Origin of the sequence: Algibacillus agarilyticus (assembly GCF_003286125.1) — a bacterium.
Classification (GTDB): Bacteria; Pseudomonadota; Gammaproteobacteria; order Enterobacterales; family Alteromonadaceae; genus Algibacillus; species Algibacillus agarilyticus.
The window spans coordinates 108,867-122,206 of sequence record NZ_QMED01000014.1; the positions used below are offsets into that span (position 1 = coordinate 108,867).

The 13,340-nt window shown below is 38.1% G+C and carries 12 protein-coding genes; 1 reads left to right on the forward strand and 11 read right to left on the reverse strand.

Annotation, left to right across the window (positions count from 1 at the left end; translation table 11 throughout):
• Nucleotides 1–156: 156 nt before the first annotated feature.
• The 11 genes from DPX34_RS12405 to DPX34_RS12455 form a co-directional block, all read right to left on the reverse strand.
• A complete protein-coding gene (locus DPX34_RS12405) occupies nt 157–525 on the reverse strand; it encodes a cupredoxin domain-containing protein (RefSeq protein ID WP_111978743.1) in 369 nt (122 codons plus the stop codon).
• 10 nt (nt 526–535) lie between these two features.
• The gene (locus DPX34_RS12410; RefSeq protein WP_111978744.1) at nt 536–2,800 is read right to left on the reverse strand and encodes a heavy metal translocating P-type ATPase; all 2,265 of its coding nucleotides are present in this window, start codon (nt 2,798–2,800) and stop codon (nt 536–538) included.
• Nucleotides 2,793–3,218 carry a MerR family transcriptional regulator gene (locus tag DPX34_RS12415; protein WP_111978745.1) on the reverse strand — a complete coding sequence of 142 codons (426 nt, stop codon included), beginning with the start codon at nt 3,216–3,218 and terminating at the stop codon, nt 2,793–2,795. The genes DPX34_RS12410 and DPX34_RS12415 overlap by 8 nt, the downstream gene beginning before the upstream one ends.
• A gap of 89 nt (nt 3,219–3,307) precedes the next feature.
• Nucleotides 3,308–3,841 (reverse strand): c-type cytochrome, encoded by a 534-nt coding sequence (locus tag DPX34_RS12420; protein ID WP_111978746.1) that lies wholly within the window; start codon nt 3,839–3,841, stop codon nt 3,308–3,310.
• A gap of 56 nt (nt 3,842–3,897) precedes the next feature.
• Complete coding sequence (locus tag DPX34_RS12425) at nt 3,898–4,197, reverse strand: hypothetical protein (protein ID WP_232824725.1); 300 nt, start codon at nt 4,195–4,197, stop codon at nt 3,898–3,900.
• 73 nt (nt 4,198–4,270) lie between these two features.
• Nucleotides 4,271–7,396 carry an efflux RND transporter permease subunit gene (locus DPX34_RS12430; protein WP_111978748.1) on the reverse strand — a complete coding sequence of 1,042 codons (3,126 nt, stop codon included), beginning with the start codon at nt 7,394–7,396 and terminating at the stop codon, nt 4,271–4,273.
• A 17-nt stretch (nt 7,397–7,413) separates the two neighbouring features.
• Entirely contained in the window at nt 7,414–9,225 is a 1,812-nt protein-coding gene (locus DPX34_RS12435) for an efflux RND transporter periplasmic adaptor subunit (RefSeq protein WP_111978749.1), read from the reverse strand.
• Nucleotides 9,225–10,655: a TolC family protein gene (locus DPX34_RS12440; RefSeq protein ID WP_111978750.1), complete on the reverse strand. Its 1,431-nt coding sequence runs from the start codon at nt 10,653–10,655 to the stop codon at nt 9,225–9,227. Before DPX34_RS12440 ends, DPX34_RS12435 begins: the two co-directional genes overlap by 1 nt.
• On the reverse strand, nt 10,655–11,176 hold the full coding sequence (locus tag DPX34_RS12445; RefSeq protein ID WP_232824726.1) for a DUF411 domain-containing protein: 522 nt from the start codon (nt 11,174–11,176) through the stop codon (nt 10,655–10,657). Before DPX34_RS12445 ends, DPX34_RS12440 begins: the two co-directional genes overlap by 1 nt.
• Nucleotides 11,177–11,330: 154 nt before the next feature.
• The gene (locus DPX34_RS12450; RefSeq protein WP_157964713.1) at nt 11,331–11,681 is read right to left on the reverse strand and encodes a hypothetical protein; all 351 of its coding nucleotides are present in this window, start codon (nt 11,679–11,681) and stop codon (nt 11,331–11,333) included.
• Between the two features lie 185 nt (nt 11,682–11,866).
• Nucleotides 11,867–12,964, reverse strand: a complete 1,098-nt coding sequence (locus DPX34_RS12455; RefSeq protein ID WP_111978752.1) for a DEAD/DEAH box helicase — start codon at nt 12,962–12,964, stop codon at nt 11,867–11,869.
• Between the two features lie 66 nt (nt 12,965–13,030).
• Here DPX34_RS12455 and DPX34_RS12460 point away from each other — a divergent pair, with 66 nt between their 5' ends.
• A complete protein-coding gene (locus tag DPX34_RS12460) occupies nt 13,031–13,318 on the forward strand; it encodes a transposase (RefSeq protein WP_111978753.1) in 288 nt (95 codons plus the stop codon).
• Nucleotides 13,319–13,340 lie beyond the last annotated feature (22 nt).

A 13,340-nucleotide genomic window follows, 5' to 3' on the forward strand; every position in this document is an offset into this window, starting at 1 on the left:
AGGGTTGGTTTAATTCCCTTACATTGGCATATCAATGTAAGGTTTTTTCTAAGAAGCAAGTCAACCTAAAAATAGTTTTGGTTTATATATAAATTTATTAAATATTAAGATAGGTAACTAAATATGAAATATTCAATGTTCGTTTTAACAATCGTTTCAGCTTTTGTTCTCCTCAACCACCAGTAAAACACCGCGATACATTTGCATTTGGCAATGAAACACATATTCACCTGGCGTAAGGTTTGTAAAATTAATTTGTGTTATTTCTCCCAACTTCAGTTGTTCGCTTACATCTAGTGAAGGTATAAGCAATGTTTCTGAGCATGGGGATTGATCTTCCCGTAAAAACTTCAAAGAAAAAGGCTGATTCGCTGGTACTTGAATTGATGCAGGAGAATAAACACCACCATTTACTTCAATAATAATCTCACTCTTATCAACTACAGTTCTTACTGGCTTATATAGCCAAAACCACCACACAATCAACGCAATTAGCGCAACGCCTAGAATGTTAACTATCATCATTTTGATTTCCTTAGCGCTTTTGCGCTTTGAACAAACGAAGCCTATTCGCATTTGTCACTACTGTTAATGACGAAAGCGCCATAGCTACTCCTGCAATTACAGGGTTTAGTAACACCCCAAAAAAGGGGTAAAATATGCCCGCTGCAAATGGCACCCCAGCAGCGTTATAAATAAATGCGCCAAAAAGATTCTGTTTTACATTCCGTAACGTTGCTTTACTTATAGATATTGCATCGACAAGTCCATGCAAAGAACCTCGCATAAGAGTGATGTCTGCACTCTCTATGGCAACATCTGTACCTGTGCCAATGGCAAAACCAACATTAGCTAGTGCCAATGCAGGAGCGTCATTAATTCCATCACCTGTCATGCCAACGATTTCGGATTGGCGTTGTAGCTCCTCTACTTTTTTCGCTTTTTCTTCTGGAGGTACTTCTGAGTACACTTCATCTATTCCTACTTTTTTAGCAACGGCATTAGCCGTTGCTCTATTATCTCCGGTCAACATAACGACTCTGATATTATTATTTTTTAATCTTTGAATGGCTCCGATTGAATCTGCTTTAATAGGATCTGCAACAGCAATGATTGCCGCAAGCTTATTATTGATACATAGGTACATAGGAGTTTTTGCTTCTGCTGCAAGCTCTTGTGCTTTAGCCACATATCCATTTAAAGCAATTAAATTTTTCAGCATCAACTTATGATTACCAAATAATAACTTTTGATTATTGAAGGTTGCTTTAACTCCGTAGCCAGCAATGGAGTGAAAACTTGTCACCATTTCAGGATCAATCCCTTGTTCTATAGCTGATTCTACAATAGCTTGTGCTAATGGATGCTCTGAAGCACTTTCAAGGCTTGCTGCCACTTTCAAAATATAATTTTCGGTATAATGGTTATCAACAACGATGACATCCGTTACCTTAGGTGCTCCTTCAGTAATCGTTCCTGTTTTATCGAGGATCATAGCGGTGATTTTTGATGAAGCTTGAAGCGCTTCACCATTTCGAATAAGTACACCTGCTTCAGCAGCTTTACCCACACCTACCATGACAGACATTGGGGTAGCTAAACCTAAAGCACATGGACAAGCGATGATTAAAACCGTTGTTGCTGAAACGACAGCAAAAGCTAATGATGGATCTGGTCCAAAATTAAGCCAAAGTAGTGCGCTTACTATTGAAATAATCATAATGACCGGCACAAAATAAGCCGAAATTGTATCGGCTAATCGCCCGATAGGTGGTTTCGAATTCTGAGCTCGCTTCACCATGCCTATTATTTGCGCCAGGGCTGTATCTTTACCTATTCGTGTTGCTCTAAATTGAATAGAGCCCGATTTATTCAGAGTGCCCGCAACGACTTCATCTTCTTCATTTTTTTCAACTGGCATAGGCTCACCAGTTAACATTGATTCATCAATAGAGGTGTACCCTTGAGTCACCAATCCATCTACAGGGATTTTTTCACCTGGACGTACCCTAAGAATGTCATCAACTATGACTTGCTCAATTAGGATATCGATTTCTTTTTCACCTCGAATAACTCTTGCTGTTTTAGGCTGCAACCCCACTAAGCGCTTGATGGCCTCGCTTGTTCTCCCTCTAGCTTTCAACTCCAAAGCTAGACCTAAATTGATTAAACCTATGATCATTGCTGTGGCTTCAAAATAAACATGTCTTGCCATTTCTGGTAATACTGTTGGAAAAGTGACAACAACCATAGAGTAAATCCAAGCCGTTCCGGTACCGAGGGCAATAAGGGTATCCATATTGGCATTGTGATTTAAAAAAGATCTCCAAGCGCTAATATAAAAATGCTTTCCTGAAAAATACATAATTCCTAAGCATACTAGACCGATGGATAGCCAAACACTCCTCTCTAATACTGTTTCAACGGTCATAGCACCACCAAAAACACTATAAATCATCAATGGCAAGCCTAAGCCTAACGCAATCCACATTTGCCTAATTAACTGCTCTGAGTATTGTTGGTCGGCAATTTCTTTTGCATCAAATAAATCATTATCACTATTTTGCTTATTTAGTTTTGCTTTATATCCAACCGCTTCTATTGCTTTTATTAAGGGGGAAATATTAGCTGTTCCACTAATAGCAACAGTTCTCATGGCAAAATTCATTTCTACATCTTTAACGCCTTGAACATTACGAAGTGCCTTTTCAATTTTATTAACACAGCTTCCACAATTTGCCCCTTCAATAATAAGCTCTTGCGTAAGAGGGGCAGTTGGTTCTTTAGCTAATTTATTCATCATCTTCTCCCGCCGAATACGCTTCACCCTCAATTAAGTGACACACCATATTCCCTGTAGGTACTATGTCAGGCTTATTTTGCCAATCGATAAGGGTTTCTCTTAATTTCTTTCTTAATTGGAGTGTGGCTTGAAAGCGCTTTTCAGTCTCTTCTAAGCGTTGCTCTAAAATGCCTTTAACAAGAGGGCAAGGAATATTGCCATGGTCAGAAACAGATATAATTTTTTTTATATCTTCAACTGAAAAGTCCAGCTGCCGTGCACTTAAGATAAACTTCAATCGTTCTCGTGCTTTACGGTCATACACTTTGTATCCATTCACGGGGTTTTTAGTAGGCGTAATCAACCCGATTCGGCTGTAATATCTAACAGTGTCTACGGTTGTATCAAAAGCCTCGGCTAGTTCCTTTACTTTCATCAAATAAACCTTTCATTGATTAATTTCTTTCATCTTACAGCTGTGTCTAAAACACAAGTCAACCCCATCGATTTGATTAATAGTATCTATCAATCTAGTGCTGTTAATATTTGATACTGCTCAGGAGTTAATGTTGGTAATCGCTTTAGAAAAGCAACCATTGCCCATATGCGCTGTTCATCATGAGTTTTCCCCCAAGCAGGCATTCCTGAAGCTTTGATACCGTGCTTAATGACCCAAAAGTTCTTACGATCAGTTTGTGTAGAATCTCTATGTTTATGACCATCATGTTCTTCAGCTTTGATAGTTAAATTCGGCGGCGAAGGATATAAACCTAAACTCATATCACTTTGATTTCTTCCCGGTTTTAAATGACAGCTTGAGCACATAAACTCATAGTCCATACCGCCTGTTAATAACAACTCAGGATCACTTAAGTCAGGAACATCGATGTTTTGAGCTGCGACTTCAATTGATTTTTCTCTTGTTGTTTCTAGAAGCCAATAAACTAAATCAGTATGAGGTTCGTCTGCGGCTACATTTACAATCCCCGAGTACATCACTGCACTTATAGCACTAATAATTAAAAGTATTACCGCTATGAACAATTTAATAATTTTCATATATAGCCCTTAAAAAGAGTCACTTAACATTCCTTCAAAGTGACTCTGTAAGTTAATTAATGGTTATGCGATGAGTGACTATCATCTTTTTTTACTTTACTTTTTTCAGCGGACATTTTGCTGTGGTCCATTTTGCTATGATCAACTTTTATTTCTGTCTTCTCACTTTGCTGCATACATTTTTTCATCATTGCCATTGCAACAGGATCTTTCATATCCATTTTGCTGTGATCCATGTTTTTGCAATCAGCTTTTTCATTTGCCATCTTGTGCATTTCTGGATCATGAGACAAAGCTGCTGTAGATAAAGTGATTGTTGGTATTAAAACTAAAGCTATTTTGGTTAACATTTTCATTTTTTTCTCCTGTATATAAATAAAGTAATATGTGCATACCCCTCAATACTTGAGGGGTATGTGAATCTAGGTGTTAAGTATTTTTATGGGCTGATGACCTCCACAGATAAAATAGAGCTGGTAAAACAAGTAAGGTTAAGATAACAGCGCTGAGCATTCCGCCAACCATAGGAGCAGCAATACGACTCATCACTTCAGAGCCTGTGCCTGTACCGTACAATATCGGTAATAAGCCTACGATTATTGCAGCTGCCGTCATCATCACTGGACGAACTCTCATTCCGGCACCATGTAACACAGCTTCAAATAAGTCAGCTTTTAAGGTTACAATGTTCTTCTCTTTGTGCTCAAGGAGCATTACTTTGTAAGCTTGGTTTAAATAAACGAGCATGATGACGCCGATTTCAACGGCTACACCTGCCAAGGCAATAAAACCAACACCTACAGCAACAGAGAAGTTGTAACCCTCTATATACATGAGCCATATGCTGCCAACCATAGCTAACGGTAAAGTACCCATGATCATTGCAACTTCAATAACATTACGGAAATTCAAGTACAACAAAATCACAATAATAAATAGCGTTAAGGGCACAACGTAAGCCAATTTCGCTTTTGCTCTTTGCATATACTCATATTGACCAGCCCATGCTACTGAATAACCAGCAGGCAATTTCAATTTAGCATCTACCACTTGCTGTGCTTCAACGACATAAGTTCCAACATCTACACCTTCAATGTCGACAAATGCCCAACCATTTAAGCGTGCATTTTCAGATTTAATGCCTGGAGGCCCATCTTCAATAAAGACATTAGCCACATCTCCTAAGGAAATACGTTGACCATTTGGTGTCACAATTGGCAGTAATGACAATTGCTCAGGCGAATCACGATAATCTTGTGGATATCGAAGACTAACAGGATAACGCTCGAGACCCTCTACGGTTTTAGTTACATTCATTCCACCGATAGCTGTAGCTACGACTTGTTGAATTTCAGCAATATTTAATCCGTAGCGAGCGGCTTTAGCGCGTTGAATATCAACTTTGACATATCTACCTCCGGCAACTCTCTCAGAGTAAACTGACGCTGTTCCTTCGACATCTTGTAAAATCACCTCAAGCTGTTGGCCAATGTCCTGAATCACCGATAAATCAGGCCCTGCTATCTTGATACCTACAGGAGTCTTAATCCCAGTTGCTAACATGTCTATACGTGTCTTAATTGGCATAACCCAAGCATTAGTAACACCAGGTAACTTAACGAGTGCATCGAGTTCTTTTTTCAAGCTTTCGGTTGTTACACCTTCTCTCCACTGGTCTTGAGGCTTTAATTGGATAAAAGTTTCAATCATAGTTAAGGGGGCAGGATCTGTTGCGGTTTCAGCACGTCCCACTTTACCAAAGACGGTTTTAACTTCAGGCACTGTCTTAATTAACTTGTCAGTTTGTTGTAGTAATTGACGAGCTTGGCCAATAGAAATACCTGGATAAGTGGTAGGCATATACATCAAATCCCCCTCATCAAGCGGAGGGATAAATTCACTGCCTATTTTATCTAAGGGATAAAGACCAACACCCAACACGAGTAGTGCAGCTAACAAAGTTGTTTTAGGGAAATGTAAAACGGTTTTAAGGGCTGGTAGATAAATAAAAGTTAAGAAACGATTAACAGGGTTTTTATGCTCTGGTAGCACCTTACCGCGAATGAAGTAACCCATAAGCACAGGAACCAATGTTATAGCTAATGCCGCAGAAGCCGCCATTGCATACGTTTTAGTAAAGGCTAACGGTGCAAACATACGTCCTTCTTGTGCTTCTAAAGTAAACACAGGAACAAAACTCACCGTTATTATGAGTAAACTAAAGAATAACGCTGGTCCAACTTCACTAGCGGACTCCATGACAATTTGCCAACGGTTCTCATTAGTTAATGGCGTTTTCTCCATATGCTTATGCATGTTTTCTATCATCACAATAGCACCGTCAATCATGGCACCAATGGCTATAGCGATCCCCCCCAAAGACATGATATTGGCATTCAGCCCTTGAAAGTGCATCACAATAAATGCCGTTAAAATACCAACTGGCAAGCTAATAATGGCAACTAAAGAGGAGCGAACGTGAAACAAGAAAATGATACAAACTAAAGCAACGACACCAAATTCCTCAAGCAACTTGAAAGCTAAGTTATCAACTGCACGTTCAATTAATGCTGAGCGGTCATAAACTGGTACTATTTCCACGCCATCTGGAAGGCCTTTTTTAAGTTCTTCAAGCTTAGTTTTAACGTTATTGATAACTTGCTGGGCATTTTCACCAAAGCGCATCACCACAATACCGCCAACCGTTTCACCTTCACCATTGAGTTCGGCAATACCTCGTCGCATCTGTGGGCCAGTGCCTATTTCTGCGACATCTTTTAATAGTAACGGCGTACCATTTTGGTTGACCCCCAAAGGAATGTTTTCAAGGTCTTCAACACCTTTAATATACCCTGTTGCCCTGACCATATATTCAGCTTCAGCCATTTCAATTACGGATGCACCGATTTCTTGATTACCCTTTTTAATTGCCATTTGAATAAGTGAAAGCGGAATACCAAAAGCGCGTAACTTGTCAGGTTCAACTCGAACCTGATATTGTTTTACCATACCGCCAAGAGCAGTAACTTCTGACACTCCAGGAACGGTTTGTAATTCGTACTTCAAAAACCAGTCTTGAATGCTGCGTAATTGACTAAGATCTTGTTGTCCTGTTTTATCGACTAAGGCATATAAATAAACCCAACCAACACCAGTAGCATCAGGTCCAAGTTGAGGTTTAGCCTCATTAGGCAAATTAGGTGCAACCTGACTTAAATACTCAAGCACACGTGAACGTGCCCAATACAAGTCGGTGTCTTCATCGAATATTACGTATACATATGAATCACCAAAAAAAGAATAACCACGCACGGTAACGGCACCTGGCACTGACAACATGGCAGTCGTCATTGGATAGGTAACTTGGTCTTCAACAACTTGTGGCGCTTGGCCTGGATAACTTGTTTTGATTATTACCTGTACGTCAGATAAATCCGGCAGTGCATCAATAGGTGTTTTACTAACTGAGAACAACCCTGCACCCACTAATAATAACGTTGCTAGCAGTACAAAAAACCTGTTACCCACTGACCAACGAATAATAGAAGCAATCATAATAAGGAACTCCTATTTTAGTGGTTTGAATGATCAACAACGGGCACATCAGCTATTGAAGTGTTTGTTGATTCTTCAGTTAATTGAGAAATTTCAACAATAATGAAATTTCCATCGCGAACTTCAAAAGTGAATTTCACCTCCATGCCTTGGTTTAACCCTTCTAAGCTCACCCCTTCGGCAGTTATGAAGTCAACATTAGCAGCAGGTTTATTCCATTTATCTATAGCCGAACGATTGATGTTCACCATGCCGTGATTAATCATTAATGAATTAATTGTACCTGTAACTGTTGCGGTGCTAACCGTATCTTCTTGCGTATTCTCTTGTCTGCCGTCTTCTGTAAGGTCACTATCTGGCACATGAATATTACTAACGTGGTAATTACCGTCAGTTGTTTTAGAAACTTCAACATGAAGAGTTAAACCTGCTGAGAGTAGAGAGAAGTCAACTTCATCTGAAGCAATAAAATCCATTGTCATTTCAGGCCATGACCACTCCGGTATAGCACTATGTTGTAACGTTAACATTTTATGATCAGGCATCATTGATAAGACTTCAGCTTCGACCCAAACCGATGAGGGTGTTACTTCATCATCAACATTACTTCGATTCATACGCTTAAAGTCTGATGATTTACTTGATTCTGAATCGAGTAAAAATTGTGCTGAGCTAACGATACTTTCACCGTCATTAAGACCGTCTAAGATTTCAACATTATCACTATCAAATCGTCCAACTCTTACAGCTACCGATTTAAAGCTACCTTCGCCCAAGGCCAATACGACTCTATCTTGTTTACCCGTTCTAATTAGTGCTTCTTTTGGAATAAGCAGTGTTTGCTCATTCCCTGTAGTATGAATTGAAATTTGAGCAAACATATTTGGTTTAAACCTAGCGTCGTCATTATTGAAACGAAGGCGTACTTTTACTGTTCGCGTTTTTGCATCTAACGTCGGGTAAATATAATCAACTTGTCCCTGCCAAGTTTCACCTGGTAAATAATCAAGTGTCATAGTCACAGGTGTACTTTCTTTCACTTGTCCTGCTTGCCGCTCAAAAACCTCGGCTTCAACCCAAACTTCTGATAAATCAGCGATAGACAGCAATGTAGTGCCGGGTTTAACAAAAAATCCTTCTCGAATATTTAAGTTTTCAACTACGCCACTTTGAGGTGCATGAAAGGTTATGCTTTGTTGAACCTTTTTACTCTTTTTCACTTTAGCAATAGTAGATTTAGGTAACTGAAGGGAAATTAAACGGTTTTCAGCGGCTTTTATTAGTCGTGTATTGTTTCTATCTAATGCCAATAACAACTCTTCTTGTGCATTTACTAATTCTGGGGAATATATGTCATACAGTGCTTGACCTTGTTCAACAGGATCGCCCTCTGCTTTAACATGAAGCTTTTCTACCCAGCCTTGCACTCTAGGATGGATATGCACTAACTTATCTTCATTGTATGTAACATATCCAACTGTTTTGATTTCTGTATGTAGTGACTTATAGCCAACTTGAGTTGTACGTACTCCTAAATTGTTGACTACATCTGGAGAAATTCGAATAGTGCCTGCTCCTTCATCTGGGCCTTTACCACCATCATCATAGACAGGGACTAAATCCATACCCATTGGCGATTTACCTGGCTTATCTCGTTTATAGTTAGCATCCATTGGAGCAACCCAATAAAGTGGTTTCTTTGCTTCAGTTAAATCGTTATCTACATGCTCGGTACCAATTAATGTGAGTGATGCATAAGTAATAATCCCTCCCACTATCATGCTTAAAACAATTGGTTTAATATTTTTTCCTGAGTTATTACTGCTCATTATTTATCTCCATAAATAGCATTGTGCTGCTTGCTATCTTCAAAATTCATATCGGCTTCGGTTGTATTAAGATTGCCGATAAAAAGGTAATTTAATTCAAGGGTTATTTTTTGCTCTTCAACATTAAGGGCTAAGTTATCTATTTCTGCATTCAATACGGCAATGCGAGAGCGAACAACTTCGGCAAAGTCACCATCATCATTGGTATAGGCGGTCAAAGAAGCTTCTGCTTGTTCGTGTATTTGAGGTAGTAATTGAGAGCTATACAGTTTTTTTCTATCTTGTAACCTTAATAACCGGCCTTTAGCACTTGAAAAAGAGCCCAGCAATTCTCTTAACAATAAAATCTTTTCTGACTTCACCGCTTCAGTTTCCGATATAGCTGATTGAACCTCTTTATCTTGTCTGTTTTCTGTAAAAAGGGGGAGGTCAAAGCTAATACCTACAGAAAATAGATCTGCTCTACTTTGCCCCATTAAATCATCATCACGATACCCATAACTTGCGTTTACCCCCCACTCCGGTTTGTATTTTTGCTCCGCTAACCTAATACCTGTTTTAGTCGCTTTAATCTTCTTATCTAAAGCAATAACAGCAGGGTGGACGGATAATAATGGGATTAAATCATTTGAGTTATGCCAACTTTTTTTGTACACAAGCTCATGATTTAGCAAGTCTATTTGTGGTAATAGATTACTTAGCGGAACATTATGTAGTGAAGCGTCGTTTACAGATAAGTTATCCTCACTTTCTGTAGAAAACACAGATAACCACTGCATTAACATCCCTTCATAGCGACTTTTTTGTTGTCTTAACTTGTCTAATCTTTCATCTAGACGTGTTAACTCTAATTGAGCCCTAATAATATCTTGCTGCCTAGTCCTTCCATAAGAAGCTGAATAACTCGCTTCAGCAACATCTGATAGTTGCTCAAATAAAGCTCTGTCTTTCTCTATCAAAGCGATACTTTGCTGTATTAAGTAGGCATTCAACCATAAGCTTCCCACAGAGACAGCAACCTTAGCGCTTCGATCCTGTCTTTGGTAAGGATACGCTTCACTTTGGATCAAAAGCTGTTCGCTTTTTATATCTAAAGTATCTCCCCTTGGAAACATTTGAGTAATGCCGATTTTCGCTTGAGTCATGCCTTCTTGATTAAAATCGAAGCTATCTGTAGGCATGTTTACTAGTCCGACAGAAACCTTAGGATCGGGCAATGTACTCGTTGCAGTGCTCATCGATTCTATCGCTTTTTGTTTATGACGGTTTCCCGTCAACCAAGGATCGAATTTTTGTGCTAACTTTATCGTTTTTTCAAACGTTAATGGCTCCTGTGCGTATACATCAACTGAAAAAATAGGTATCAAAGTAAGCGCGATAACTTTTATCACAACGACATTAAGTCGTGGCTTTAAATTAGCTTTTTTCATTAATACTGTTCCTCTTTAGATTTTACGCTTCTATACACTTCATGTGTGCCATTAGACTTAAGCAATACAACGTCATAAGGCATAAACTTATCGTCATACTCCATTCCTGGTGATCCCATAGGCATACCTGGTACTGATAATCCAATAACTTCAGAGCTGTGTTTTTCATTCAAAAATTGCTTAATGAACTTTGCTGGAATATGACCTTCGAAGACGTATCCCTCTTTTGAAATGGCTGTATGGCAGGACTGATATTTAGGTTTAATACCTGCTTTTTCTTTAAGCGGCGAAAGGTTTTGGAAATTGTGTATTTTTGACTCAAAGCCGCTTTCATCGACATGTGAAATCCATTTTTCACAACAACTACACGTAGGACTTTTATAAATATCTAAAACTAATGGTGATATTTTTTCACTCTTAGTTTGCGTTGATGTATTAGCTGCAGTATCAGAGCAACTTGCAAGGGCTATCACTACAAGTGATAGTGAAATCATTTTGAATATAAATTTATTTGAAAACATATAACCTCCCCAATAGGGGCAATAATTAAAATTTTTAATTAATTAGGTTATTTTTGATGAAGTTAGTGAGTATTTTACAAAAAACGGGATCAAAAAAGCCTAATACAGATAATCTTTAATAAATGTCCCAAATTTTGGATACACTTATTCTGTATTAGCTAAGTATTGGAGGTCGGAATAAAGATTTTGGCTGTTGATTAATAGCCAAATGGGTGTTGGATTGTATTTTTTGTGAAAAATCTAAGATTATAGCATTAGTTGTCTCTTTCGTAATAGCTATAAAAGTAGAACAACCTGACGCATAACAGTCACATGCTGCTGGACAACAACTATCATTAGACTCTTCAGTTGCATTAGAGTCCATAGTACTCATATTATGCATACTGTGATCCATCATTTGCATTTCTTGTGATGCTTCAGACATATCCATACTCATCATATGATAAGGCATAACAGTAGATGACATTGCCTGACCAACAAAGGCCACACACATCATTAATACCATTAATGTCTTAGAGGAGAATGAAAGCACATGAAATCTCAAAAAATAACAATTAACTTGATTTTGGCATATTAGGTTTCGATATTCAAGGTTCTTCAAAGTGGATAACACTATTTATTTGGCAATATTGATGTAACACATTGTTATTCAAGCAAAGACTTTCTTGAGTTACTTTAGTTTCCTTTTGTTTAAAATGGAGACTCAAAATTAGATATAACCTGCTGACGAAAATTCCCAATGATATCTATAGAATCAAAAACCTGTTTAACATTAACCCCTATGTCATCTTGATCAAAAAGTGATATTACGGACTCTACTGTATTGTCTCCATTTTCTATGTTGCTAGGTGAACGTAACTTGAGTTTTGAATTACTTGTATTTGTTGATGATAAAGATTCGTTCCTTAGTAGATTATGGCTGGGAACCTCTTCGTTAAGCCGATGTGCGAACTCGCTTAAACTGGGTTCTGAGAAAGTATACAGCCACGCTTTTTCGTTACCTGTTTGAGTAATACGAAGAATTCTACCTAATATTTGCCTAAAATATAGCTCTGTCTTTACCCTACTTAAATGACAACAAACTTGTAGCCTTGGAATGTCAGTCCCTTCTGATATCATTCCTACACTAATAATCCATGCTTGTTGGCTTTGTCTAAAGTTACGAATAATATCAGTGGCATTAGGCTGTTTGTGCGTAACGACAATTGCATCTTGGTTAAAGTAAGATGTCATTAAATTATAAATATTATTCGCGTGTGTTACGGATGAAGCAACAATTAATCCTCCAGCCTTACCATTCACTAACCTTATCCTCTTAAGTTTTTCTATAGCGCGACCCAGAATATATTTTAAAGCCGTTGTATTTTGTACTAACTCGCTATAACTGATTATTTTTTTATTGAACAGTTCGATAAAACTAGTGAATGTTTGAGACTCGCTCTCTTTTTTAGTAATAACAATGTTTTCATTATCAACAAGTACGATATTAGGTTGCCGACAAACCTTGTCATTTATTGCTTGTGATAAGCCATAGATATAATCGCATTTAATCTTTCCGTCAGGATCTGAGTACTCTGATAACGTGATAGGCAGTGTATCTGAACGCCAAGGTGTACCCGAAAGAGCAAGGGTATATTTCGCCTTGTTTTTAATGTATGAAAGAATGGGTTCCCCCCAAGCGTTAACATTACCTTCTGAATCACCTGCGCAATGATGAATTTCATCGAAAACAACGAGTACATTAAAATTTTCTAATATTTCCCAAAACTCTTCATTTAAATAAAGCATCGATTGTTGTGGTTGAATTAACCGGACACTTCAATAAAGGATTATAATCCCATTATTGAGGTGAATATGATTAAAAAAACAAATAAACACTATACCGTAGAATTTAAACAAGAAGCGGTTGCTTTAGTGATTGAGCAAGACTATTCAATTGCTCAGGCAGCTTCTGCGCTAGGTATTACTGATAAAATACTTTACAACTGGGTTGCCAAGCATAAAAAACAAGCTGAGGGCACCACATTATCAACAGATGAGCGGGCTGAATTAATACAACTCAGAAAGGATAATAAACGCTTACAAATGGAACGTGAAATTTTAAAAAAGGCTTCAGCCTTTTTTGCGAAAGAAATGAAGTAAGGTATTCATTTATTGCTGAGCT

Coding starts and splice junctions, on each gene's coding strand:
- DPX34_RS12405 (WP_111978743.1), bottom strand. CDS start 525: ATGATGATAGTTAACATTCTAGGCGTTGCGCTAATTGCGTTGATTGTG.
- DPX34_RS12410 (WP_111978744.1), bottom strand. CDS start 2,800: ATGAATAAATTAGCTAAAGAACCAACTGCCCCTCTTACGCAAGAGCTT.
- DPX34_RS12415 (WP_111978745.1), bottom strand. CDS start 3,218: ATGAAAGTAAAGGAACTAGCCGAGGCTTTTGATACAACCGTAGACACT.
- DPX34_RS12420 (WP_111978746.1), bottom strand. CDS start 3,841: ATGAAAATTATTAAATTGTTCATAGCGGTAATACTTTTAATTATTAGT.
- DPX34_RS12425 (WP_232824725.1), bottom strand. CDS start 4,197: ATGAAAATGTTAACCAAAATAGCTTTAGTTTTAATACCAACAATCACT.
- DPX34_RS12430 (WP_111978748.1), bottom strand. CDS start 7,396: ATGATTGCTTCTATTATTCGTTGGTCAGTGGGTAACAGGTTTTTTGTA.
- DPX34_RS12435 (WP_111978749.1), bottom strand. CDS start 9,225: ATGAGCAGTAATAACTCAGGAAAAAATATTAAACCAATTGTTTTAAGC.
- DPX34_RS12440 (WP_111978750.1), bottom strand. CDS start 10,655: ATGAAAAAAGCTAATTTAAAGCCACGACTTAATGTCGTTGTGATAAAA.
- DPX34_RS12445 (WP_232824726.1), bottom strand. CDS start 11,176: ATGTTTTCAAATAAATTTATATTCAAAATGATTTCACTATCACTTGTA.
- DPX34_RS12450 (WP_157964713.1), bottom strand. CDS start 11,681: ATGGTATTAATGATGTGTGTGGCCTTTGTTGGTCAGGCAATGTCATCT.
- DPX34_RS12455 (WP_111978752.1), bottom strand. CDS start 12,964: ATGCTTTATTTAAATGAAGAGTTTTGGGAAATATTAGAAAATTTTAAT.
- DPX34_RS12460 (WP_111978753.1), top strand. CDS start 13,031: ATGATTAAAAAAACAAATAAACACTATACCGTAGAATTTAAACAAGAA.